20 protein-coding genes are annotated in these 24,568 nt (G+C 70.9%); 13 read left to right on the top strand and 7 right to left on the bottom strand.

The window, feature by feature from the left end; all coding sequences use genetic code 11:
- Positions 1-83 precede the first annotated feature (83 nt).
- Genes ABEG17_RS07230 through ABEG17_RS07220 form a run of 3 tightly spaced genes read right to left on the bottom strand, consistent with a single transcriptional unit; the run spans position 84 to position 3,801 of the window.
- Complete coding sequence (locus ABEG17_RS07230; protein WP_406832602.1) at positions 84-2,273, bottom strand: xanthine dehydrogenase family protein molybdopterin-binding subunit; 2,190 nt, start codon at positions 2,271-2,273, stop codon at positions 84-86.
- Positions 2,270-3,298, bottom strand: a complete 1,029-nt coding sequence (locus ABEG17_RS07225; protein WP_406832601.1) for an FAD binding domain-containing protein — start codon at positions 3,296-3,298, stop codon at positions 2,270-2,272. The genes ABEG17_RS07230 and ABEG17_RS07225 overlap by 4 nt, the downstream gene beginning before the upstream one ends.
- The gene (locus tag ABEG17_RS07220) at positions 3,295-3,801 is read right to left on the bottom strand and encodes a 2Fe-2S iron-sulfur cluster-binding protein (RefSeq protein ID WP_406832600.1); all 507 of its coding nucleotides are present in this window, start codon (positions 3,799-3,801) and stop codon (positions 3,295-3,297) included. Before ABEG17_RS07220 ends, ABEG17_RS07225 begins: the two co-directional genes overlap by 4 nt.
- 220 nt (positions 3,802-4,021) lie before the next feature.
- Between ABEG17_RS07220 and ABEG17_RS07215 the strand changes: the two genes are divergently transcribed.
- Entirely contained in the window at positions 4,022-4,741 is a 720-nt protein-coding gene (locus ABEG17_RS07215; protein ID WP_406832599.1) for an HAD family hydrolase, read from the top strand.
- Entirely contained in the window at positions 4,738-7,266 is a 2,529-nt protein-coding gene (locus ABEG17_RS07210; protein WP_406832598.1) for a glycoside hydrolase family 65 protein, read from the top strand. Before ABEG17_RS07215 ends, ABEG17_RS07210 begins: the two co-directional genes overlap by 4 nt.
- A gap of 56 nt (positions 7,267-7,322) precedes the next feature.
- On the opposite strand, the gene ABEG17_RS07205 is transcribed toward ABEG17_RS07210, so the two are convergent.
- Entirely contained in the window at positions 7,323-8,264 is a 942-nt protein-coding gene (locus tag ABEG17_RS07205) for an NADP-dependent oxidoreductase (protein ID WP_406832597.1), read from the bottom strand.
- Between the two features lie 116 nt (positions 8,265-8,380).
- Here ABEG17_RS07205 and ABEG17_RS07200 point away from each other — a divergent pair, with 116 nt between their 5' ends.
- The 5 genes from ABEG17_RS07200 (at position 8,381) to ABEG17_RS07180 (ending at position 13,169) form a co-directional block, all read left to right on the top strand.
- A complete protein-coding gene (locus ABEG17_RS07200) occupies positions 8,381-8,878 on the top strand; it encodes a MarR family winged helix-turn-helix transcriptional regulator (protein WP_406832596.1) in 498 nt (165 codons plus the stop codon).
- A 177-nt stretch (positions 8,879-9,055) separates the two neighbouring features.
- Entirely contained in the window at positions 9,056-10,954 is a 1,899-nt protein-coding gene (dnaK, locus tag ABEG17_RS07195) for a molecular chaperone DnaK (RefSeq protein WP_406832595.1), read from the top strand.
- The gene (gene grpE, locus ABEG17_RS07190) at positions 10,951-11,547 is read left to right on the top strand and encodes a nucleotide exchange factor GrpE (RefSeq protein WP_406832594.1); all 597 of its coding nucleotides are present in this window, start codon (positions 10,951-10,953) and stop codon (positions 11,545-11,547) included. Before dnaK ends, grpE begins: the two co-directional genes overlap by 4 nt.
- A gap of 107 nt (positions 11,548-11,654) precedes the next feature.
- Positions 11,655-12,683: a DnaJ C-terminal domain-containing protein gene (locus ABEG17_RS07185; protein ID WP_406832593.1), complete on the top strand. Its 1,029-nt coding sequence runs from the start codon at positions 11,655-11,657 to the stop codon at positions 12,681-12,683.
- A 6-nt stretch (positions 12,684-12,689) separates the two neighbouring features.
- On the top strand, positions 12,690-13,169 hold the full coding sequence (locus ABEG17_RS07180; RefSeq protein ID WP_406832592.1) for a heat shock protein transcriptional repressor HspR: 480 nt from the start codon (positions 12,690-12,692) through the stop codon (positions 13,167-13,169).
- A 66-nt stretch (positions 13,170-13,235) separates the two neighbouring features.
- Here ABEG17_RS07180 and ABEG17_RS07175 read toward each other — a convergent pair whose 3' ends face one another.
- Complete coding sequence (locus ABEG17_RS07175; protein WP_406832591.1) at positions 13,236-15,086, bottom strand: hypothetical protein; 1,851 nt, start codon at positions 15,084-15,086, stop codon at positions 13,236-13,238.
- 258 nt (positions 15,087-15,344) lie between these two features.
- On the opposite strand from ABEG17_RS07175, the gene ABEG17_RS07170 reads away from it, so the two are divergent.
- A complete protein-coding gene (locus ABEG17_RS07170) occupies positions 15,345-15,620 on the top strand; it encodes a ribonuclease E inhibitor RraB (RefSeq protein WP_406832590.1) in 276 nt (91 codons plus the stop codon).
- Positions 15,621-15,699: 79 nt separating this feature from the next.
- Here the strand turns inward: ABEG17_RS07170 and ABEG17_RS07165 are convergent, their stop codons facing one another.
- The gene (locus ABEG17_RS07165) at positions 15,700-16,266 is read right to left on the bottom strand and encodes a hypothetical protein (RefSeq protein WP_406832589.1); all 567 of its coding nucleotides are present in this window, start codon (positions 16,264-16,266) and stop codon (positions 15,700-15,702) included.
- Between the two features lie 104 nt (positions 16,267-16,370).
- Here ABEG17_RS07165 and ABEG17_RS07160 point away from each other — a divergent pair, with 104 nt between their 5' ends.
- The 4 genes from ABEG17_RS07160 (at position 16,371) to ABEG17_RS07145 (ending at position 22,469) form a co-directional block, all read left to right on the top strand.
- On the top strand, positions 16,371-18,077 hold the full coding sequence (locus ABEG17_RS07160; protein WP_406832588.1) for a formate--tetrahydrofolate ligase: 1,707 nt from the start codon (positions 16,371-16,373) through the stop codon (positions 18,075-18,077).
- Positions 18,078-18,146: 69 nt separating this feature from the next.
- The gene (locus tag ABEG17_RS07155; RefSeq protein ID WP_406832587.1) at positions 18,147-19,268 is read left to right on the top strand and encodes an NlpC/P60 family protein; all 1,122 of its coding nucleotides are present in this window, start codon (positions 18,147-18,149) and stop codon (positions 19,266-19,268) included.
- Positions 19,269-19,401: 133 nt separating this feature from the next.
- Positions 19,402-22,002, top strand: a complete 2,601-nt coding sequence (clpB, locus tag ABEG17_RS07150) for an ATP-dependent chaperone ClpB (RefSeq protein ID WP_406832586.1) — start codon at positions 19,402-19,404, stop codon at positions 22,000-22,002.
- 17 nt (positions 22,003-22,019) lie between these two features.
- Complete coding sequence (locus tag ABEG17_RS07145) at positions 22,020-22,469, top strand: hypothetical protein (protein ID WP_406832585.1); 450 nt, start codon at positions 22,020-22,022, stop codon at positions 22,467-22,469.
- Positions 22,470-22,536: 67 nt separating this feature from the next.
- Here the strand turns inward: ABEG17_RS07145 and ABEG17_RS07140 are convergent, their stop codons facing one another.
- Positions 22,537-23,367 (bottom strand): C40 family peptidase, encoded by an 831-nt coding sequence (locus ABEG17_RS07140; protein ID WP_406832584.1) that lies wholly within the window; start codon positions 23,365-23,367, stop codon positions 22,537-22,539.
- Positions 23,368-23,610: 243 nt separating this feature from the next.
- Between ABEG17_RS07140 and ABEG17_RS07135 the strand changes: the two genes are divergently transcribed.
- Positions 23,611-24,468 carry a hypothetical protein gene (locus ABEG17_RS07135; protein ID WP_406832583.1) on the top strand — a complete coding sequence of 286 codons (858 nt, stop codon included), beginning with the start codon at positions 23,611-23,613 and terminating at the stop codon, positions 24,466-24,468.
- Positions 24,469-24,568 lie beyond the last annotated feature (100 nt).

The raw sequence follows: 24,568 nt of genomic DNA, 5'->3' as shown, positions 1-24,568 counted from the left end.
AGGAGAGTGAGCCCGGTGTGACTCTCCTGCCCCCGAACCCGGCGCAGGTGCCGGGGCACGTGGCGGGGCAGGTGCGGGGAAGGTCAGGCGAAAGCAGCCGCCGGGTGTCCCTTCAGGGCGGGCAGGTCCGGCGGAAGGTCGAGGAACTTGTCGGCGGTGACCGGGATGTCGCGCACCCGGACACCGCTGGCGTGCCAGGCCGCGTTGGCCACGGCCGCGGCAGCGCCGACGATGCCGATCTCGCCGATGCCGCGTGCGCCCATCGGGTTGGCCAGCGGATCGGTCTCGTCGAGCCAGACCGCCTCGATCTCGGGGATGTCGGCGTGGGAGGCCACGTGGTAGCTCGCGAGGTCCTGGGTGACGATGTGCCCGAACCGCGGGTCGCGCACGGACTCCTCGAACAACCCCGTCGACAACCCCATCGTCATTCCGCCGATGAGCTGCGAGCGGGCGGTGACGGGGTTGATGATCCGCCCCGCTGAGAAGACCCCGAGGGCGCGGGCGACCCGCAGCTCGCCGGTCCAGATGTTGACCCTGAGCTCGACGAACTGTGCCCCGAACGAGTGCAGCGAGTACTTGCCCATGTTGGGGTTGCCCGCCGGTCCGGCGGTCGTCTCGTCGCCCACCGAGGGCGACGTACCGTGCTCCTCGCGGAACGCCCGGGACGCACCGACGATCGCCGAGCCCCACGACGCCGTGCCCGCCGAGCCGCCCGCGACGGTGGCGACGGGGAGCCTGCTGTCCGCGATGGACACGTCCACGTCGCCGAGCCGCACCCCGAGGGCATCGGCAGAGATCTGGGTGAGCACCGTGAGCGCGCCCGTGCCGATGTCCGCCGCTCCTATCTCGACGGCGTAGCGGCCGCCCTCGAGTGCGCGGACCGTGGCCCTGTTGCCGGGCTGCTGGTAGTAGGGGTAGGTCGCCGCTGCGACACCGGTGCCCACCAACCAGTCTCCGTCGCGCCTCGACCCGGGGGCGAGGTCGCGGTCGGCCCACCCGAACCGGGCCGCACCCTCGCGCAGGCACTCGACGAGCTTGCGGTGGCCGAACGGCTGGCCCGACTCGGGGTCGGTCTCGGGCTCGTTGCGGATGCGCAGCTCGATCGGGTCGATGCCCACGGCCACGGCGAGCTCGTCCATCGCGACCTCGTGGGCGAACATCCCGGGCATCTCGCCCGGTGCCCGCATCCACGACGGCACCGCGACGTCGAGTGGCGCCAGCCGGTGCGAGGTGTGCCGGTTGGGAGCGGCATACATGTGCCGGGTGGCGATAGCCGTCTGCTCGGCGAACTCCTTGATGGCAGAGGTCTGCTCGATCACCTCGTGGTTGATGCCGATGAGCCGTCCGGAGGCGTCGGCGGCCAGCTGGAACCGCTGGATCGTCGCTGTGCGGTAGCCCGCGAGTGCGAAGAGCTGCTGCCGGGTCAGGGCCAGCCGCACGGGGCGGCCCCCGGTGGTCTTCGCCGCCAGGGCCGCGACGACGTCGTGGACGTGCGGCAGACCCTTGCTGCCGAAGCCGCCGCCGACGAAGGGTGACACGACGTGGACCTGCCCCGCCTCGAGGCCGAACAGCGGCGCCAGCGTCTTCACGACACCGTGCACCGCCTGGGTCGAGGCGTGCATGACGAGCACCGGCTCGCCCTCGGCCGCGTCGTGGTCCCAGCGTGCGGTGACCGCGTGCGGTTCCATCGGGCTGTTGTGCTCGAACGGCGTCCGATAGGTCTGGTCGACGACGACGTCGGCCTTCTCCAGCGCCCGGTCCATGCGCCCGAGGTTGCTGTCGGTGGGGAACGCCGGGTTGACCTTCTCCGGCTTGTAGAGCTCGGGGTCGTCGGCGACGAAGTCCGCCCGGTGCTCGTCCTCGTCGTAGGACACCTCGACGAGGAGCGCCCCCTCGCGGGCCGCCTCGACGCTCTCGGCGACGACGACCGCGACGACCTGACCGCGGAACCCCACCGAGTCACCTTGCAGGGCAGCGTATTCGGCATCCTCCGTGGACGCGAGACGTGGTGCGTTCGTGTGGTCGAGGACGTCCACGACGCCCTCGAGCGCGCGGGCCGTCGTGCTGTCGATCCGCGTGATGGTGCCCTTGGCGATGGTCGACTGCACGAGGTGCAGGTAGAGCGGGCGCTCCACCTGGGCCTCGTAGGCGTAGGTCGCCTCTCCGGTCACCTTGAGGCGTCCTTCGAGCCGACGAGTGCCCTGTCCGATGGCGGCGACCTCGAGGGCCCCGGAGTCGGTGGTGGTGGCAGGTGACGTGTCGGAGCCGGTCATCTGGAGGCCTCCTTGGTCGAGGCGACGGACGGGGTGGAGGAGGCGGCAGAGGTCAGCTGTGCGAGCGTCATAGCCGTGCTGCGCAACAACATCGGGACCTTGTATGCCGTGTCCGGCGAGGTCTGTGCGTCGGCGAGCTCCGCATGGAGCGCGGCCCGCACGTTCTCGGGGCTGGGCTCCTTGCCTCGCAGCATCTCCTCGGCGCGACGAGCGCGCCACGGCTTGTGGGCCGCCCCACCCCACGCGATGCGCACGTCGTCGAGCGTCCCGTCGTCAGCGACGGCCACGACGACCGCGACCGAGACCAGGGCGAACGCGTAGGACGCCCGGTCGCGGACCTTGGTGTAGGTCGAGCGCGCACCGGCCGGGAGCGCGGGCACCCAGACACCGGTGACGAGGTCGCCGTGGCGCAGGGTCGTGTCCTGTTCGGGATGGTCGCCCGGGAGCCGGTGCAGGTCCTCGAACGCCACCTCGCGCTCCCCGTCGGGTCCGAGGACGGTCACCGTTGCGTCGAGCGCCGCGAGGGAGACGGCCAGGTCCGACGGGTGCACGGCGACGCACTCCGCAGAGGCGCCGAGGATCGCGTTGTAGCGGCCATAGCCCTCGAGAGCCGAGCAGCCAGAGCCCGGTTCACGCTTGTTGCACGGCGTCGTGACGTCCTGGAAGTAGACGCACCTCGTGCGCTGCAGGAGGTTGCCCGCGGTGGTGGCCTGGTTGCGGATCTGGCCGGACGCGCCGGACAGCAACGCCCGGGACAGCACGGCATACCCCTGGCGGATGCCGGCGTCGGCGGCGAGGTCGCTGTTGCGGACGTTGGCCCCGATCCGCACGCCCTCCTCGGAGTGGTCGATCTGCGCGAGCGGCAGCCGGCTGACGTCGACGAGGAGGTCGGGTCGGGCGATGCCCAGCTTGAGGTGGTCGACGAGGTTGCTGCCTGCGGCGATGAACTGCGCGTCGGGGGAGGAGCTGACGCGCGCCACCGCCCCGGCGGCGTCCGTCGCGCGTTCCCAGGTGTGGGCCCTCATGCCCGCGCCGCCTCTCGGATCGCCGCGACGATGTTGACGTAGGCCCCGCACCGGCACAGGTTGCCGCTCATGCGTTCGCGGATCTCCTCGTCGGTGAGCTCCACGTCCGCGACGAGGTCGTCGGTGACGTGGCTGGGGTTGCCCTGCTTGGCCTCCTCGAGCATGCCCACGGCCGAGCACACCTGCCCCGGGGTGCAGTAGCCGCACTGGAGCCCGTCCTGGGCGAGGAACGCCTCCTGGACGGCGTGGAGCCCGTCGCCGTCGTCGAGCCCTGCGGCGGTGGTGACCTCGGCGCCGTCCTGGGCCACGGCGAGGGTGAGGCACGACAGGTGGCGCCGGCCGTCGAGCAGGACCGTGCACGAGCCGCACTGACCGTGGTCGCACCCCTTCTTCGGAGTCGTCACGCCGAGCCGGTCGCGGAGGGTGTCGAGGAGGGTGCTGCGGTGGTCGACCTCGACGGTGCGCTCGGCCCCGTCGACGACCAGGGAGATCTGGGACTGCATGGCTGAGAGGCCTTTCGTTCCGTCGCCGCGAGGTCGACGACATCCCCAAGTGAACGACCGGCGGAACGGCCCCGCAATTCCTGCAGGACGGACGAGGACGTGCTGATCCGAACCCATTTGCCCCGGTAGGAGGGGGTCCGTCGGGGGTCGTTCGGGTCGACCCCGGCGGCGTCTGACCACCCGTCCGGCAGCAAGGTTGCAGGACCTCTAGCCTTGACATGTGGACTGGACCGACTACGACGCTGCCCTCTTCGACCTCGACGGGGTGCTGACCCCCACCGCCGAGGTGCACATGCGTGCGTGGGACGTCATGTTCAACGCCTACCTCGAGGGCCGCGACGATCACCAGCGGCCCTACACCGAGCAGGACTACTTCGACTTCGTCGACGGCAAGCCGCGCTACGACGGCGTCCGGTCCTTCCTCGCCTCCCGCGGCATCACGCTCCCCGACGGCACCCCCGAGGACGCCTCCGATCTTGAGACCGTGTGCGGCCTCGGCAACCGCAAGAACGACGCCTTCTCCGCCGTCCTGCGCGACGAGGGCGTCACGCCCTACCCTGCCTCGGTCGCGCTCCTGGACGACCTGCGCGCGCGCGGCACGGCCGTCGCCGTGGTCTCCTCCTCGCGCAACGCCCCTGCCGTCCTCGCGGCCGCGGGCCTCGCCGACCGGTTCGAGGTGGTCGTCGACGGCCAGGTCGCCGCCGCAGCCGGCCTTCCGGGCAAGCCCGCCCCCGACACCTACCTGTATGCCGCGCAGCAGCTGGGCGTGACCAAGGAGCGGTCCGTCGTGCTCGAGGACGCCCTGTCGGGCGTGCAGTCCGGCCGGGCGGGCGACTTCGGCCTCGTCGTCGGGGTCGACCGCGGCGCCGGGGAGCAGGCGCTGCTCGACGGTGGCGCCGACGTCGTCGTGCGCGAGCTCGACGAGCTGATCGCCCGATGAGCGACTCCGCCGCGGGACACGCCGGACCGATCTCGCCGGACCCCGTCGACCGCACCCGCTTCCCCGTCGACGAGTGGCGCTGGACCGAGACCAGCTACTCGAACGAGGACCTCGGCGTCACCGAGACGGTCTTCGCCGTCGGCAACGGCTACCTCGGTATGCGCGGCAACCCCGAGGACGGGCGCGAGACGCACGCCCACGGGACGTTCATCAACGGGTTCCACGAGACCTGGAAGATCCGGCACGCCGAGGAGGCCTTCGGCTTCGCCGAGGCCGGCCAGACCATCGTCAACGTCCCCGACGTCAAGACGATCAAGCTCTACGTCGACGACGAGCCGCTCCTGCTGTCGGTCGCCGACCTCGAGCACTACGAGCGCTCGCTCGACTTCGCCGACGGCGTGCTGCACCGCTCGCTGGTCTGGTGCACCCCGTCGGGCAAGCGGGTCAAGGTCGAGTCGCGGCGGATGGTGTCCTTCGAGCAGCGGCACCTGGCCGTGATGACGTTCGAGGTGACCCTCCTTGACAGCGACGCCCCGGTCGCCATCTCCTCGCAGGTGCTCAACCGCCAGGACGGCCAGGACGAGTACTTCGTCAAGTCCGCGGCGATGGGTGGCGGGTTCGACCCGCGCCAGGCCAGCAAGTTCACCGACCGGGTCCTGGTGCCGCAGAGCCACTGGTGCAGCGAGCGCCGTGCCATCCTCGGCTACCGCTGCGCGAGCTCGGGCATGACCGTGGCCGTCGCGGTGGACCACGAGATCCGCACCGACAACGAGTTCGAGGAGCTGGCCCACGCAGAGGAGGACCTGGCCAAGAAGGTCTACCGGGTCACTGCGACGCAGGGCGTGCCGATCACGATCACCAAGGTCGCGGCATACCACTCGTCGCGGGGGGTGCCCGTCCGCGAGCTCGTGGACCGCGGCCGACGAACCCTCGACCGCGCTCGCGACGCGGGGGTGGACGAGCTGTTCGCCGAGCAGCGGCGGTGGCTGGACCGGTTCTGGGCCGACTCGGACGTCGTCGTCGACGGTCACCCCGACGTCCAGCAGGCGATCCGCTGGAACCTCTTCCAGCTCGCGCAGGCCTCGGGTCGCGTGGAGCAGGCCGGCATCCCGGCCAAGGGCGTCACCGGGTCCGGCTACGAGGGCCACTACTTCTGGGACACCGAGACCTACGTCCTGCCGTTCCTCAGCTACACCTCGCCGTGGATGGCCCGCGGTGCCCTGCGGTTCCGCTACCAGATGCTTCCGGCCGCCCGCCGTCGCGCTCGCGAGCTGTCGCAGTCGGGGGCGGCCTTCCCGTGGCGCACCATCAACGGCGAGGAGGCCTCGGCCTACTACGCCGCCGGCACCGCGCAGTTCCACATCAACGCCGACATCGCCTTCGCCCTGTCGAAGTACGTCAGTGCGAGCGGTGACGAGGACTTCATGATGCGCGAGGGGATCGACGTCCTCGTCGAGACCGCGCGGATGTGGGCCGACCTCGGGTTCTGGCTCGGGCGCAGGGAGCCCAGGTTCCACATCCACGGCGTCACCGGTCCGGACGAGTACACGACGGTCGTCAACAACAACCTCTTCACCAACGTCATGGCCAGGGACAACCTGCGCCAGGCCGCGCGGTGGTCGACGATCCTGCGCGAACGTCGGCCGGCGGACTACGCGCGCATGGTGGCCCGGCTCGAGATCGACGAGGCCGAGGTCGAGGAGTGGCGGCGCTGCGCCGAGGGGATGCACATCCCCTACGACGAGGGGATGGGCGTGCACCCGCAGGACCAGCACTTCCTCGAGCGCGAGGTCTGGGACCTCGCTGCGACCCCGCCGGACAAGCGACCCCTGCTCCTGCACTACCACCCGCTGGTGATCTACCGGTTCCAGGTGCTCAAGCAGGCCGACGTCGTGGCGGCGCTGTTCCTGCAGGGCGACCTGTTCACCGTCGAGGAGAAGCGCGCCGACTTCGAGTACTACGACCCGATCACGACCGGTGACTCGACGCTGTCGGCCGTGGTGCAGTCGATCATCGCCGCCGAGGTCGGCTACCAGGATCTCGCGCTGCGCTACTTCCACGCCGGCCTCTACGTCGACCTCGCCGACCTGCACCGCAACGCCGCGGACGGGGTGCACATCGCGTCCTGCGGCGGGGTCTGGAACGCCTCGGTCTACGGGTTCGGCGGGATGCGCGACCACAACGGCACGCTGACCTTCGACCCGAGGCTGCCCGCGGGCTGGCCGCGGCTGGAGTTCCGGATCCGGGTGCGCGGATCGAGGGTGCGCGTCGAGGTGCTGCCGCGCCAGATCTCCTTCACCCTCGTCGAGGGCGACGCCCAGGAGTTCGTCGTCCGCGGCGAGCGGGTGCGGGCCGAGGTCGGTGCGCCCGCCGTCGTCCCGCTCGAGGACCAGGGTCCGCTCATCACCCGCGAGCTCGGGAGCATGCCGGTCGTCGGCCGCGGCGACCAGCACGAGATGGTCTACACCGCAGGCGTCCCCGACCCGCGCAGCCGCAAGCGCACCGAGGACAACCGGCCTGCCTGACCCGCTGGGTCCGGGGGCGCCCGGTATGGCGCGACGCGCCCCCGGCTCGCGCCTCCTCACGCGTCGGGGACCACGACGACCTTCCCGGTGAGCGCCCCTGCGGCGGCCCGGGCGTGGACCGCCGGAAGGTCGCTGAGCGCAACGCGCTCGGCGACGTCGACAGCGAGCTCGCCGCGATCGACGAGGGCCACCAGCTGCGAGAGCTGCTGGGCATCGCTGCGGACGTACATGTCGATGCCGCGAAGTCCGCGGGACTCGTCGCTGGGGGCGAGCATCCAGACGGTGGTGTTGACGACGACCCCGCCGTCCGCGACGCGGTCGGCCAGTCGCGCGAACTGCTCCGGCGTGATGGGGGCGAGGTTCAGCAGGACGTCGACCGGCTCGGTCACCGCCGAGACGACGTCGGTGGACTCGTGGTCGACGACCTCGGCCGCCCCGAGGTCGAGCAGGTGCTGGCGGCTGCTCGCGCGTCCGGTCGCGATGACGTGCGCTCCGGCACGCGCGGCCAGCTGGACGGCGTACCCACCCACGGCTCCGGCCGCCCCGTTGACCAGGATGCGTTGCCCGGCCTCGAGCCCGGCGTGCTCGAACAGGGCCTGCCACGCCGTGAGGCCCACCAGCGGGAGGGCTGCGGCGTCGGCGAGCGGGATCGTGCTCGGAGCGGCGGTCAGGTCGTCGGCGGTGGCGATGACGTGGTCGGCGGAGGCGCCGTCGACGGTGAAGGGCAGGAAGCCGATCACGCGGTCGCCGACCTGGCGGGCGTGGACGTCGTCACCGAGGGCGCCCACGGTGCCCGAGACGTCCAGGCCCGGGACGTGGGGGAGGGTCAGGGGCATCGGGCCCTGCATGGCCCCGGCTCGGATGTTGGCGTCGACGCTGTTGAACGTCGTCCCGGCGACGCGGATGCGCACCTGGCCGGGCCCGGGGGTGGGCACCTCGACGTCGTCGTGGCGCAGGACGTCGGCGTCGCCGTACTGGTGGAAGCGGATGGCCTTCATGGTCTGTCCTCGTTCTCTCGGTCATTTGCTTCGAATCCGAAGCATGACGGGGACCCTACACATGCTTCGAACTCAAAGCAAGGGATTCGAAGATGAAGTAGTTGTAGGGTGACGGAATGTCGTCCCCACCCCCCTCGCTCGATTCGGTGCAGCTCGAGGCGTACTTCGCCCTGATGGAGGTCGCCGGGCTGCTCAGGCATGCGGTGGAGCAGCAGCTGCGCGAGGACGGTGACCTCAGCTACGTGCAGTTCCAGGTCCTGGCACGCCTCGGGCTGGACTCCCCCACCGGAAGCGAGCGGATGACCGACCTCGCGGACGGCGTCGTCTACAGCCGCAGCGGCCTGACCTACCAGGCGGGTCTGCTCGACAAGGCCGGACTGGTCTCGCGCGCCCCGTCGGTCGACGACGAGCGGAGCATCACGGTCACGATCACCGAGGCCGGCCGCGCACGCCTCGCGCAGGTGCTGCCCGGCCACGTGGAGGTCCTGCGCCGGCAGCTGTTCGCCCCGATGGCGAGCGCTGACGTGCAGGCCCTTCGTGACGTGCTCTCCCCGGTCCGCTCGCACATGCGGGCGGCCCCACCGCGCTCGGCAGGTTCGCGGCGCCGCTCCTGACTCGCGTGGCCCCCGCGGCGACGCGCCATACGACGGGAACAAAGTCTCTGCGCACGAAGTTGAGCCTGATGAACTCAAGTTTGCGAGCCCGGATTTGCACGCACCGGGACGTCGTCCTAACTTGAGTGGAGGCAACTCAACCCGGTACCCATTCCCGAGCACCACAGGAGCATCACCATGGCACGTGCGGTCGGCATCGACCTCGGAACCACCAACTCGGCTGTCGCCGTCCTCGAGGGCGGCGAGCCGACCATCATCGCCAACGCGGAGGGCGGTCGCACGACGCCGTCCGTCGTCGCGTTCTCCAAGGGCGGTGAGGTCCTGGTCGGCGAGATCGCCAAGCGCCAGGCCGTCACCAACGTCGACCGCACCATCCGGTCGGTCAAGCGCCACATCGGCACGGACTGGAAGTCCTCCGAGATCGACGGCAAGGCCTACACGGCCCAGGAGATCAGCGCCCGCATCCTGCAGAAGCTCAAGCGCGACGCCGAGTCCTACCTCGGTGAGGACGTGACCGACGCCGTCATCACCGTCCCCGCGTACTTCGACGACCACGAGCGCCAGGCCACGAAGGAGGCCGGTGAGATCGCGGGCCTCAACGTCCTGCGCATCATCAACGAGCCCACCGCCGCGGCCCTCGCGTACGGCCTCGACAAGGGCAAGGAGGACGAGCTCATCCTCGTCTTCGACCTCGGTGGCGGCACGTTCGACGTGTCCCTCCTCGAGGTCGGCAAGGACCCGGAGGACGGCTTCTCCACCATCCAGGTCCGCTCCACCAGCGGTGACAACAAGCTCGGTGGCGACGACTGGGACGAGCGCATCGTGTCCCACCTGCTCACCACGGTGAAGAACACCTCCGGTGTCGACCTGTCCAAGGACAAGATCGCCATGCAGCGTCTGCGCGACGCCGCGGAGCAGGCCAAGAAGGAGCTCTCGTCCTCGACGAGCACCAACATCTCCCTGCAGTACCTCTCGATGTCGGAGAACGGCCCGATCCACCTCGAGGAGACGATGAGCCGCGCGCAGTTCGAGCAGCTCACCAAGGACCTCCTCGACCGGACCCGCCAGCCGTTCCAGAACGTCATCAAGGACGCCGGCATCGCGCTGGCCGACATCGACCACGTGGTCCTCGTCGGTGGCTCGACCCGCATGCCCGCCGTGAGCACCCTGGTCAAGGAGCTCACCGGTGGCAAGGAGCCCAACAAGGGCGTCAACCCGGACGAGGTCGTCGCCGTCGGCGCGTCCCTGCAGGCCGGTGTCCTCAAGGGTGAGCGCAAGGACGTCCTGCTCATCGACGTCACCCCGCTGAGCCTCGGCATCGAGACCAAGGGTGGTCTGTTCACCAAGCTCATCGAGCGCAACACCGCCATCCCGACCAAGCGCTCCGAGGTGTTCTCCACCGCCGAGGACAACCAGCCGAGCGTCCTCATCCAGGTGTTCCAGGGTGAGCGCGAGATCGCCCAGCACAACAAGCAGCTCGGCACCTTCGAGCTCAGTGGCATCGCGCCCGCCCCCCGCGGCGTGCCGCAGGTCGAGGTCACGTTCGACATCGACGCCAACGGCATCGTCAACGTCTCCGCCAAGGACCGTGGCACCGGCAAGGAGCAGAAGATCACCATCTCCGGTGGCTCGGCCCTGGCCAAGGAGGACATCGAGCGGATGATCAAGGAGGCCGAGGCCCACGCGGAGGAGGACAAGAAGCGCCGCGAGGAGACCGAGGCCCGCAACACCGCCGAGCAGCTCGTCTACTCGACGGAGAAGTTCCTCACCGACAGCGCCGACAAGATCCCCGCCGACGGCCGCGGCGACGTCGACGCCGCGCTCGCGGACCTCAAGGACGCCCTCAAGGCCGACTCGGGGGCCACGCCGGAGGACATCTCCGCGAAGACCTCGAAGCTGTCCGAGGAGTCCCAGAAGCTCGGCACGGCGATGTATGCCGCCGCGGCCGAGTCCGACCAGGCCGCCGGTGACGGCGCGGGTTCGGGCGACGGCGCGGGTGCCGGCGCCCACGCCCACGCCTCCGACGACGACGTCGTGGACGCCGAGGTCGTCGAGGACGACGAGGAGAAGAAGTGACGGAGCGCAGCTCCCAGCCCGAGGGCACCGAGGAGGTGGTGGGCGCCGGTCAGCAGACCGCGCCCGCCGCCCCCGAGGCGGCTCCCCTCGAGGGTGACGTCGTGGACGAGGCGACTCCCGAGCAGGAAACTGCCCCCGCGTCCGACGAGCACCCGGACAGCGTGCTCGCGGCCGAGCGGCTGGTCGACCTGCAGCGACTGCAGGCCGAGTACGTCAACTACAAGCGTCGCGTCGACCGTGACCGTGCCGTCGTGCAGGAGCGCGCCGCGCAGTCCGTGGTCGAGGCGCTGCTGCCGGTGCTCGACGACATCCACGCCGCGCGTGAGCACGGTGACCTCGAGGGTGGCCCGTTCGCCTCGATCGCCGACAAGCTCGAGTCCACGCTCGGCAAGTTCGGGCTCGAGCGGTACGGCGCCGTGGGTGAGCAGTTCGACCCCAACCTCCACGAGGCGCTCATGCACACGGCCTGGCCGCAGGACGGGTCGGTCACCTCGACCGGGTCGACCACGGTGGTCCAGGTGCTCCAGCCCGGCTACCGCGCCGGCGAGCAGGTCCTGCGTGCGGCGCGTGTCGCCGTGGCGGACCCCGAGTGACGGACGCCAGACTGCACGACACGGCGGTGCGGGAGCCCGCGACGGACACCACATCGTCAGGGCTCCCGCCCACCACCGCCCCCAGCTGCTGAGAGGAGGACCCCGACATGGCCAGCCAGGACTGGTTCGAGAAGGACTTCTACGCCATCCTCGGCGTCCCCCAGGACGCTGACGCCGCGGCGATCAAGAAGGCCTACCGCAAGCTCGCCCGCAAGCACCACCCCGACCAGAACGCCGGGGACGCTGCCGCGGAGCAGCGCTTCAAGGACATCGGCGAGGCCAACTCGGTCCTGTCCGACCCGGAGAAGCGCAGCGAGTACGACGCCGTGCGCCAGATGGCTCGCGGCGGTGCCCGCTTCACCGCCGGCGGCCCCGGCGGTCAGGCCGGCGGCGGCGGTTTCGACGACGTGTTCTCCTCGATGTTCGGCGGTGGTGGCAGCGGACAGCGCGTCCGCTACTCCACCGGCGGCGCGGGAGCTGGACAGCCCAACCTCGAGGACATCCTCGGCGGCATGTTCGGTGGTGCCGGCGGTGCCGGCCAGTCGTATGGGGGCGGCGCAGGTTTCCGCGCCCCCACCGGACCGCGCAAGGGCGGCGACCTCACGGCGCGCACGACCCTGTCGTTCCGGGACGCCGTCGAAGGTGCCACGGTCACCCTCGGGGTCTCCGGTGGTGGCCAGATCACCACGCGAATCCCGGCGGGGGTCAAGGACGGCCAGAAGATCCGGCTGCGCGGCAAGGGCCAGCCCGGCGACCGCGGGGCCGACAACGGTGACCTCATCCTCACCGTGTCGGTGGAGAAGCACCCGGTGTTCAGCCGTGAGGGCGACAACCTCACGCTGGACCTGCCGGTGACCTTCGCGGAAGCGGCGCTCGGGGCGACGGTCTCGGTGCCCACCCTCACCGGCGGCCCCGTCAAGGTGCGCATTGCTCCGGGTACGCCGAGTGGTCGCGTGCTGCGTGTCAAGGGACGCGGTGTCCAGGTGAAGGGCTCTCCCGGTGACCTGATGGCCAAGGTCGTCGTCGTGGTCCCGCAACGCCTCTCGGACGAGGCGCGTGCCGCGGTCGAGACGCTGCGCGCCCAGGACGAGGGGCAGGACCCGCGCGCCGAGCTGTTCGAGAACGCGAGCCGGTGACCCGTCATGGTGCCGGTCACGGGCTTCTCACCTGACGACGACGCCCCCGTCTTCGTCATCTCGGTGGCGGCCACCCTCGCGGGCATGCACGCGCAGACCCTGAGGCAGTACGACCGCCTCGGGATCGTCAGCCCCTCGCGCACCCGGGGTGGCGGCCGCCGCTACTCCGGGCGTGACGTCGCGCTGCTGCGCGAGGTGCAGCGGCTCTCCCAGGAGGAGGGCATCAGCCTCGCCGGCATCCAGCGCATCCTCGACCTCGAGAACCAGGTCGACGCCCTCCGTTCGCGCGTGCGTGAGCTCACCGACGAGGTCGACACCCTGCGGATGGCGACCCGCGGCACGTTCGGCTCGCGAGTGTTCGCCGTCGGCCCGACCGGTGACGTGATCCCGGTCCGGGCGGGCCAGCGCCCCCGCAGCGGACGCTCGCAGGCGCTCGTCGTCTGGCGTCCCAACGCCCCGCGGCTGATCACCGACGCCCGGCTCTGAGCCCTGGGTGGGTCCCGTGTGGGCCCAGATCGGGTCCGGAGCCGGGCGTCGACGGTCGAGGGGCGATCAGGGGGCGAGGTCGCCGTAGATGTTCTGGTCCAGTCCGCCGGCACGGGGGCAGGTGTCGCCGGTGACGCTGCCGTCCGGGAGCGTTGCCCGGCACTGCAGCACGTCGGCGCCCGTCTCGTCCTGAGTGGCCTCGCGCTGGTCCACGCCCGCCACGGTGTTCCGCCAGTCCGTCCACGTCCCGTAGGTGACGCCCGCCTTGGAGTCGATCCACAGGTAGTCACCAGCGAACGGCACGGTGCGGCCCCCGAACTGCTCGTAGTTGGGGTTGCTCGTGGTGTCTGACATCCGGGTGGGCGAGCTCCAGGTGCCGCCGATCGCAGGTCTGGTCGAGGCGTAGACGTCGAGGGCCGGGCCCACGTTGCCCTGGGCGTCGTTGCCCACGGGCCGCTGGCGGAAGGAGGTGGCGTCGTTGGACACGTCGTTGCGGCTGTCCCACCACAGCGCGTGGACGACGCCGCCGTCGACGCTCAGGTCCGGGAACAGCTGCTGGCTGGCCGGTGCCGCGTCGATGGGCGCGGGTTGGGTGACCGCCCCCGTGGCCCCGTCGTAGCGCAGGTAGTAGACGAGCGACTGGCCACCCACGCCGCTGCGGTCAGCCCAGCCGAAGGTGGTGCCCGTGGGAACCTCGCTGCCGGGGCGGATCGCCTCATAGGTGACGTGCACCGTCTCACCGGGCGCATTCTGGTCCGCCGTCGAGCGTGGCCCGGTGTCCGCACGGAAGAAGGTGTACCCCGACTGGCACGGGGGCGCGTCGCCACAGTCGCGGGCTGCCCCCCCGGAGGTCGTGCGGTCCGTGACGCCCATGGCGCTGAACGTCGTCAGGACACGTGGGGGTGAGAACGTCCGGCCACAGTCGGTCGAGCGGACCACGTCGACCGCGTCGCCCTGCCCGCCTTGGGCCTCGAGCTGGCGGAAGGTGATGTACACGTGGCCGCTGCTCGTGACGGAGATATCGGGGAACTGCACGTCGTGGACACCGGCGCTGAGCTTCATCGGCGTGGAGAAGGTGGCGCCGTGGTCGGTCGAGCGCGCCACGTAGATGGCCGCGCCTCCGTTGCCGGTGAACCGGGACCACGCGAAGTACACGTTCCCGCTGCACGAGGAGGAGGTCCGGTCGGCCTCGATGGCCGTCTTGTCGTTGAACTTGCCGAGGAGGTTCGGTGCGGAGGAGCCCTTGGCCACGACGACGGACCTGATGAACTCCTTGCCGTCGTCGGCAGTTGCACCGGTCTGGCCGCCCGGGTTCGCGTAGGTGGCCACCCACACGTCCCCGAACGTCTTCGAGGAGCCCGCGGGGTCGTCGGAGCTCTCGGCGCCGGCGAAGAGCCGACCTGCGCCGTCCCAGGCAAGCACCGGGTCGCCCGCACTGGCGGTGCGGACGCGGGCGCGGGACGCGTATGGCGTGTTGTCGCCCGGGTAGCCGGGCACGAGGGAGGACTGGAACGAGGCGCCGCCGTTCTGCGACCGGTAGTAGCCGAGCCAGATCGGCCCGGAGGCGATCGGGGCTCCATCGGCGTCCGCCCCGTCGTTGTAGACCCCGCAGTAGTCGTTCGAGCTGCCCACGAGGACGTTGGGGTTGCGGGGGTCGACGGCCACGGAGGGCTCGTTCTGCCGCCCTCGAGAGCGCGAGCACTCGGCGAGGGTCGGGTCCTTGGCCACGGGCGAGGTGGGATGGGTGACGTTGTAGTTGGAGACGTAGCCCCCGGCAGAGCCGTCGTCGTTCGTCAGGCGCACGTCGGTCCGGGGCGTCGAGGCAGCGGCGGGGAGCGACGCGGCGCCCACCACTGCGAGGGCGACAGCGGCGACCGCGAGCAGCGGCCTCGGTGTGTTCAGAAGCGGAGTCTTCATCGGGTTCTCCCAAGCATCCGGTGGGTGGTGATCCCGCGGCGTCGCGAGCGCCGCGACTGGTGATGAGGGCGGAATCTCCCCATCACGGTCGACCTGGACCAGAGTGCGCGGAACCGTCAATAGGGTGAGATCCGACCCCGGTCGTCGCGGGTCGCTCCAGGGCGCTCCGGGTCGCCACTCGGGCCGCCCACTCGGCTCGCCCACTCGGGGCGCCGCCCGGGGAGGCTCCCAGGGGCGACCACACGGCATACTCGGGTCGTGAGCGAGCACCTGCTGGTCTTCCCCGACCGTGACACCGCCGACGAAGTGGCTGCCGAGCTGTCCGACGAGGGGTTCACCGGCGTGCGGGTCATCCGTGAGGCGCTGGCCGGCGAGGACGACTCCGAGGCGCACGAGTGGGCCGTCCACGTCGTGGAGGAGAACGTTGCTGACGAGTCCGGCCCCGTGGAGGGTGGACTGCGTGACCGGTTCCAGGCGCTGGCCAAGGACCGCGGCGGCTGGTACGACCCGGAGCCGACACCTCAGGTGCTCTAGCCCACGGTCTGTGCGGCATCACCCTGTCCAGCCTTGAGCGGGACGGTGTGAGTGGGGTGCCCGCCGCTCGGGCTGCCGCTCACCGCGTGCGCCAGAGGGTCTGCACGATCCCTCGGGCGTACACGATGTCGCCGGCCAGGATGGCCAGTCCGAGCAGGGCGAGGATCGCCCCCACGAGGACGGCACTGCCGTCGAGTACCGGGACGAGGCCACCCAACAGGAAGAACAGGCCGAGTGCGGCGATGATGGCTGCGACGAACCACGCCACGGCGAGATGCCATGGGCGAACCTCGCGCGCAGGGGCCTCGCGGGACGGCATCGGAGCTGAGGCTTCGTGCATCGCCCGTTCGGCCCCCACCCTGACGGCGGCGGGCCTGTCCCAGGCTGGTTCAGGAGCATCGAGTGCCTGCTGGAGCTCGACGCGTGCCGCGTCGAAGTCGGGGCGTGCCCGCCGGTGCCGCAGGAGCAGGCGAAGCTGCCACAGCGATCCGGCCAGGACGATGAGTCCCAGGCCGATCACCGCCGCCGCGCCAAGGACCGAGATGGCGCCACCGACGGCGCCGACGATCCCCAGGACGAGGAGGCACGCGCCGAGTAATCCGCCGCCCACGGCGAAGATCCAGAGGACGAGGGTGGGCCGTCGCATGTCGGAAGTATGGCGTATGCGCCGAATCGTCCGCAGTGTTCGCCTTGGCTCGGGCGGGCCCTTCGGCCCGGGAGGGACGGGTGCCCAGGGTCCATCGTGGTGAGGTGACCCTGGACCCACCCCCGTCGGACCTCATCATCGCCCGGGCTGCCGAGCTCGAACCCATCGACGTCGTCGCCGACGCCGCCGGGATCCCCCGCGAGCGCCTGGAGCACCACGGCCGCTACGTCGCCAAGGTGGACCTGGCGGCAGTGGACGACCTCACCGGACGCCCGGCCGCGAAGTACGTCGTCGTCACGGCGCTCACTCCCACGCCGCTGGGCGAGGGCAAGACGACGACCGCGGTGGGGCTCGCGCAGGGGCTGAGCCGCATCGGGGCACGGGCGACGCTGGCCCTGCGGCAGCCGTCCATGGGGCCCACCTTCGGGATCAAGGGAGGCGCCGCCGGCGCCGGACACAGCCAGGTGCTGCCGATGGAGACCCTCAACCTGCACCTCACCGGGGACTTCCACGCCGTCACGGCGGCGCACAACCTGCTCACCGCCATGCTGGACAACCACCTGCACCACGGCAACGAGCTCGACGTCGACACGCGCAGCATCTCCTGGCGCCGGGTGCTGGATGTCAACGACCGGGCGCTGCGTGGCATCGTCGAGGGGCTCGGTGCGCGCATCGACGGCGTGCCCCGACAGTCCGGTTTCGACATCACCGCGGCCTCGGAGGTGATGGCGATCCTCGCCCTGTCGACCTCCCTGCGGGACCTGCGCGAGAGGCTGGGGCGGATCGTGGTGGGGTTCACCCGCGCCGGGCGACCTGTGACGGCAGAGGACCTTCGGGCGGCGGGGGCGATGGCGGTCATCCTCAAGGACGCCCTCGAGCCGAACCTGCTGCAGACCACCGAGAACACCCCGGTGCTCGTGCACACCGGACCCTTCGGCAACATCGCGACCGGCAACTCCTCGGTCATGGCGGACCGCATCGGCATCCGGACCGGCGACTACCTCATCACCGAAGCCGGCTTCGGGTCCGACATGGGGGCGGAACGGTTCGTCAACATCAAGTGCAGGGTGTCGGGGCTCCGTCCGGACGCCGCGGTGCTCGTCGTCACGGTGCGCTCGCTCAAGGCCCACTCCGGGCACTACGAGGTCGTGGCGGGCAGGCCGCTTCCCCTCGAGATGCTCGCCGAGCGGCCGGGGGCGGTGCGGTCCGGCGCCGCGAACCTGCGACGACACATCGAGATCGTCCAGTCGTTCGGGGTGTCCCCGGTGGTGGCCATCAACGCGTTCCCCAGCGACTTCCCGTCCGAGCACGACGTCATCAGGCAGGTCGCGCAGGCCGCGGGCGTGCGGGTCGCCGTGTCCACCCATGTCAGCGACGGGGGCGCCGGCGCCAAGGCGCTCGCCGAAGCCGTGGCCGAGGCCTGCGACGACCCGCACGACTTCCGCCCCACCTACGAGCTGGACGAGCCGTTGCGCCAGAAGATCGAGGCGGTCGCGACCAAGGTCTACGGGGCGGACGGTGTCGACTTCGCCCCCCCGGCGGCCAAGGACCTCGAGAGGTTCGAGCTGCTGGGTTATGGCGGCTTCCCGGTCGTCATCGCCAAGACCCACCTGTCGATCTCCTCCGACCCCACGTTGCGCGGGGACCCACGCGGCTGGCGCCTGCCGGTCCGCGAGGTCCGGGTCGCCGCCGGTGCCGGATACGTCTACGCCATCTGCGGTGAGATGCGCACCATGCCGGGACTGCCCAAGCACCCGGCGGCAGCCTCCATCGACCTCGACGAGCTCGGCGAGGTCGTGGGGCTGTTCTGACCAGCCGTCCCTGTGATCGCAGGCCCTTTGGCACCGGTGCCTCGCAGCTTTCGCCGTCAGGCTGGACCCGTGCGCATACCGTCTCGTGCCGCCGTGGTGGCGGTCCTGCTGTCCGTCTCCGCCTGTGGCGGAGCGCCTACCAGCGCGCCGACCAGCGCGCCGACCAGCGCGCCGACCAGTGGGTCGGCCGGAGGGCCGGCGGCTGCCAGCTCGACGACCCCCGCGCGGGCTACGGCGATGCCGTCCGCGACGTCGTCAATGGCGTCGTCCGCGGCTCCGGTGGTGCACGTCGGTCACAGCGCCTGGGTCGCGGTATCGGTGGCGACGCTGTGGCGGTCGCCGTCCTCGGTGCGCACCGTGGATGCGAGGGCGTTGCGCACTCCGGCCGACATCCGGGGGTGGCTCGCGGCGATGAGCCTCGCGCAGCGGCGCGGGCTCGTGGGCCGCGCCGACACGCAGGCGCTGCTGGGCGACCGGGTGCTCGTGGTCGGGATGCGCGGCACCTGGTCGCACGTGGTGGTCCCGAGCCAGAGGACGCCCCTGGACATCCGGGGCTATCCCGGATGGCTCCCGACGCGGCAGCTGGGTGCGCGCGCCCCCGTGAGCACGCCGCGGGTGGCCACCGTCCTGGCGCGGACGACGTGGCTGCGCAGCGACTCCACGACCGTGGCGCGGGTGGCCGAGCTCAGCTACGGCACCGCGCTGCCGGTGCTTGGCATCCGGGGTAGCTGGGTTCGCGTCAGCCTCCCTGGCGGCAGGGTCGGGCGGCTGGCGTCACGGGCGGTGGGGGTGCACGCCCGAGCGCTGCCCGCGGTGGCCCCGTCCGGTGTCTCGTTGGTCCGTGCGGCCCAGGCCTTCACCGGCCTGCCCTACCTGTGGGCCGGGCGGTCCGGGTTCGGTTTCGACTGCTCCGGGCTGACCTCGCTGGTCCACCAGGTGCAGGGAATCAGCATCCCCCGAGATGCAGACGCCCAGGCCCGGGTCGGCCGTGCCGTCAGCACCAGCCACCTCAGGGCGGGGGACCTGCTGTTCTTCGCCACCTCCTCGGGGTTCGTGCACCACGTGTCGATGTATGCCGGTGCAGGGCGGATGGTCCAGTCGCCGGCCACGGGGCGCACGGTCGAGACGATCCCGGCCAGCACCCCGGCGTACGCGAGACAGCTCGTCGGCGCGCGTCGCAACCTCCCGTAGTGGAGCGACCCGGGACGTGATCCCCTTTCGCGCACGAACTTGAGCGGAATACACTCAACTTTGTAGAAGTTGTCCGTCATGAGGTCCGACACCGAGCAGGACTGACACCCCGAACACCCAGGAGCACCCAGGCATGGATCTGAAGCCCACCGCCAAGGTCGCCGAGGCCCTCGCCCTCGCCCAGCGCGCCGCGCAGACCGCAGGCAACCCCGAGATCACCCCGGACCACCTCACGAGCGCCCTGATCCAGCTCGAGACCGCGCAGGCCGACGTCCTCCTGCAGGCCGCCGGCACCGGCGCCGGGCACGTGCTGAGCCAGGCCGACGCCCGGATCCGCACCCTCCCCACGACCACCGGCGCCACGCAGCCGCCCACCCTTGGTCGGGAAGCCGTCGCCGTGCTGCAGCAGGCCGACACCCTCATGCGCGCCAAGGGCGACTCCTACCTCGCCGGCGACCTCCTCCTGCTCGCGCTCGCCGAGACCGGCCACCTGGCCGCGATCGAGAAGCGTGGCGCCAAGGACATGGAGGCGAAGATCGAGGCCCTGCGCGGCGGCCGCAAGGTGAGCAGCGAGACCCCGGCCGAGGGCGGCGAGGCGCTGGAGAAGTATGGCGCCGACCTCACCCAGGCGGCCCGCGACGGCAAGCTCGACCCGGTCATCGGCCGTGACTCCGAGATCCGCCGGGTCGTCCAGGTGCTGTCCCGGCGTACCAAGAACAACCCCGTCCTCATCGGCGAGCCCGGGGTCGGCAAGACCGCGGTCGTCGAGGGCCTGGCCCAGCGCATCGTCGACGGTGACGTGCCGGAGTCGTTGCGGGACAAGCGGTTGATCAGCCTCGACCTCGCGGCGATGGTGGCCGGCGCGAAGTACCGCGGCGAGTTCGAGGAGCGGCTCAAGGCCGTCCTCGAGGAGATCAAGGCCAGCAACGGCCAGGTCGTGACCTTCATCGACGAGCTGCACACCGTCGTCGGCGCCGGCGCCGGTGAGGGCGCCATGGATGCCGGCAACATGCTCAAGCCGCTGCTGGCCCGCGGTGAGCTGCGGATGGTCGGTGCCACCACCCTCGACGAGTACCGCCAGCACATCGAGAAGGACCCCGCCCTCGAGCGGAGGTTCCAGCAGGTCTTCGTCGGCGAGCCGTCGGTGGAGGACACCATCGCGATCCTGCGCGGGCTCAAGGAGCGCTACGAGGCGCACCACAAGGTCGAGATCGAGGACGCTGCGCTCGTCGCGGCCGCGAGTCTGTCCGACCGCTACATCAGCGGCCGCCAGCTGCCCGACAAGGCGATCGACCTCGTCGACGAGGCGGCCTCCCGGCTGCGGATGGAGATCGACTCCTCGCCCGTGGAGATCGACCAGCTCAGGCGGGCGGTCGACCGGCTGCGCATGGAGGAGCTGCACCTCGTCCGTGAGACCGACGAGGCCTCGGTCGAGCGGCTCGAGCGGCTGCGCAAGGACCTCGCCGACCGCAGCGAGGAGCTGGCTGCGCTCAACGCGCGCTGGGAGGCGGAGAAGTCCGGCCTCAACCGCGTCGGTGAGCTGAAGTCGCAGATCGACGAGGCACGCAGCCAGGCCGACCGGCTGCAGCGCGAGGGTGACTACGAGGGTGCGTCCAAGCTGCTCTACGGAGACATCCCGGCCCTGGAGAAAGCGCTTGTCTCCGCTCAGGAGGCGGAGGGCAGCCGGGCGGTCGTGCTGCGCGAGAACGGTGGTCAGGCCGAAGAGCTCATGGTCAAGGAGCGCGTCGGAGCCGACGACATCGCCGAGGTCATCTCGGCCTGGACCGGCATCCCCGCCGGACGCCTCCTGCAGGGCGAGACCGAGAAGCTGCTCTCGATGGAGTCCATCATCGGGTCGCGACTCATCGGCCAGGCCACCGCCGTCGAGGCGGTCAGCGACGCGGTCCGTCGTTCGCGGGCCGGCCTGGCCGACCCCAACCGGCCCACCGGCTCCTTCCTGTTCCTCGGGCCCACCGGTGTCGGCAAGACCGAGCTCGCCAAGAGCCTGGCCGACTTCCTCTTCGACGACGAGCGCGCGATGGTCCGCATCGACATGAGCGAGTACTCCGAGCGTCACTCCGTCGCACGCCTCATCGGGGCGCCCCCCGGGTACGTAGGGTACGAGGAGGGTGGCCAGCTGACCGAGGCCGTGCGCCGGCGCCCCTACTCCGTCGTGCTCCTGGACGAGGTGGAGAAGGCGCACCCGGAGACGTTCGACATCCTCCTGCAGGTGCTCGACGACGGGCGTCTCACCGATGGCCAGGGCCGCACCGTCGACTTCCGCAACGTCATCCTCGTGATGACGAGCAACCTCGGGAGCCAGTTCCTCATCGACCCGCTGTTGGAGGACTCCGCCAAGCGCGAGGCCGTGATGGGTGTGGTGCGGGCGAGCTTCAAGCCCGAGTTCCTCAACCGGCTCGACGAGGTCGTCATCTTCGACCCGCTCAGCTCCGAGGAGCTCAGCCACATCGTCGAGCTCCAGGTGCGCGAGCTGGCCGGCCGCCTCGTCGACCGCCGGATCAGCCTCGAGGTGACGCCGGCCGCCCGCGAGTGGCTGGCCCTCACCGGTTACGACCCGGCCTACGGTGCCCGACCGCTACGGCGCCTGGTGCAGAAGGAGATCGGGGACCGGTTGGCCACGGCCGTCCTGTCGGGGCAGGTCCGCGACGGCCAGAGCGTCGTCATCGACCGTGATCCCGAGGACGACCACCTCGTCGTGCGGGCCACCGCCTGACGACGCACACTGGCGGCATGAGCAGCGAGCACGGGTCCGTCGCGGGCGAGCGGGGCCTCGACCGTCGCCCCGCGGGGGTCAGTGACGCCACGGTCGAGGCCGTCGGCAAGCTGAGCGAGGCCTTCGAGACGATCGAGGAGGTCCGAGGCCGGCTCTACGGCCTGCACCGCCTCACCGGCTCCGCCGACCTCGCCCTGGGTGAGGCCTGCGAGCTGCTGCGCAAGGCCGGGCACGACGAGCTCGCCGACCGCCTCGAGACCGAGCTGGTCGGCCGCAACATCGCGCAGGGACGGTGGACGTTCCAGCTCGTCGAGGAGTTCGACGACGGCTACTACGCCGACTTCCAGCGCCTCGAGAAGCTCGTGCGCGACGAGCTGATGGACGGTCGCCGCCACGTCTTCGAGGCGGAGATGAAGGCCGAGCGTCGCACCGACGGCCGCCCCGGCCACGCGGCGACGCCTGACTGAGGACGACGCACAGTAGGGGTATGGCGCGTGGTGACCACGCGCCATACCCCTCGCTCGTGCGGTGCGGTCAGTGGATGGGGCGGACCACGTAGGGCATGACGCCGGACTCGTTCCTGGAGAACGCGCGGATGCGGATGTCCGGGCCGCTCACGCGGTTGGCCTCGGCGATCTTGCCGTCGCCGATGTAGAGCGCGACGTGGTGGATGCCGGACGCGGTCTTGCTCGAGCCGGACCAGAAGACCATGTCACCGGCCTTGATCTGGGAGATCGAGACGCGGGGGCCGTCGGCGTACTGGCTGCGCGAGGTGCTCGACAGACGCAGGCCGGCACCCTGGTGAAACACGTACTCCATGAAGCCGGAGCAGTCGAAGCCGACGGTGTTGCGGTCGTCGATCCCGCTGGGGCTGCAGCAGATCCCCTTCGTCGGGCCGTTGGCGTTGCCGCCGCCCCACGAGTACGGATGCTTCCCGAGCATGCCCTTGGCGGCGGCGATGGTGGCCTTGACCTTCGCGGACTGTGTCGGGGCGGGCGGGGTGGTCGTGCCCTTGCACAGCGGCGCGACCAGGCCGTCGGAGCCGGTCTTGATGAAGGCGTCGCTGACGTAGCCACCACTCTTGATCTTGTCCCAGACCTTCGAGGTGCCGTAGGTGCCGGACACCGTCTGGCCGTAGGTCTGGCAGACGATGGTGACCCTGGCTCCGTCGGCGCGGGTGCCGACGACGCTCGAGGCGGTCGTCGGCGCGGAGCGGACCTTGAGCGCGGCGCCTGTCGTGTTGACCTGGCCCGTCGCGGTGTCGGCGGCCTGGGCGGCCAGGCCCGACACCAGCGGGACGCTGACCAGGACGAAGGACGCGGCGGCCGTGGCCAGCCGGCGGCGTCGGGTGCTGAGAAGCTGCATGTGTTTTCCCCTCGGGTGGCGGCCGACGGGGTGCCGGCTCGGGGGGAACGCTAGGAGCGCCCGACCCCCCGCGACCATGGGGAGCAGTCCCCTGACGGCCGCCCGGCCGGGTCTTCCGAGGACACGCGCGCGGGACCTGACAGAATCGACAAGTTTCGGTCAAGTCGGGACATCGTGAGGTGGATTGCCTCATGATGTGCGGGGTGGTCGCACCGGCGGCCACGTGTGATTCGAAGGGGAACCATGGCACGTCCATACCGCCACATCCTGCGCCGCGGCTCTGCAGCCGTCGCCGCTCTCGCCGTCAGCGTCGGCCTGATGGGCGCCACGGCGTCGGTCGCATCAGCGAGCACGACGACCGCGACGATCCCGACCAGCTGCGCAGGGGTGATGCACCGCCTGGCGGGTGGCCACCTGTACCAGTACACGTACCGCGGCACGCAGTTCAGCACGCTCGACCTAGGGACGGTTGCCTTCGCAGGCACCACGGCCACGGTGACCACCTTCACGATGATCCAGCAGACCGACACCGAGGACGTCTACCTCGCCGTCCTCACCGACGGCTCCCTCTGGCGGATGGCCTACAACGGCACCTCGCTCGCCACTTCGTCCGTGTCTCCTCGTGGCTGGGGAAGCGTGCGCCACCTCACGGCGTCGCTGACCGGCACCCGGCTCTACGCACTCACCACCACCGGTGGCCTCTACCGTTACTCGCTCAACAGCGCTGGCCGGCCCACGTCCCTCGGCGCGATCGCCACCACGGGCTGGGGCGGCATCAAGTTCCTCTCCCCGGCCAGCCCCGACGGCACCTTCGACTCGTTCGTCGGGGTCGCCTCGTCCGGCGCGCTGCGGGAGTACCTCGTCAACCGTTCGACCGGCAGCACCCGCGGCAGCACCCTGTCGGCTTCGGGCTGGGGCGGCATGAAGCACATCTCCGTGGGCTCCTGCGGGACCAACTCCTCCGCGGCACCGCTCATCGGTATCCTCACCACGGGCGACGCGTACGGCTACTACGACGCCAACGCCTTCGACCTCAACGGCAGTGACATCAGCGGCGTGGGCAAGCTCGGCCACGGCTTCACGGGTCTGCTCGCTGACTGACCGACCTCACTGACTCGAGGTCAGGACACGGGTGACGAGGGTGCTGGCCGGACACACCGGCCAGCACCCTCGTCACGTCCGTGGGTCACGTCCATGAGTC

Source organism: Pedococcus sp. KACC 23699 (assembly GCF_045348425.1).
Lineage (GTDB): Bacteria > Actinomycetota > Actinomycetes > Actinomycetales > Dermatophilaceae > Pedococcus.
The sequence above is the reverse complement of the archived record's forward strand: the minus strand, read 5'-3'. Positions and strand labels throughout refer to the sequence as shown.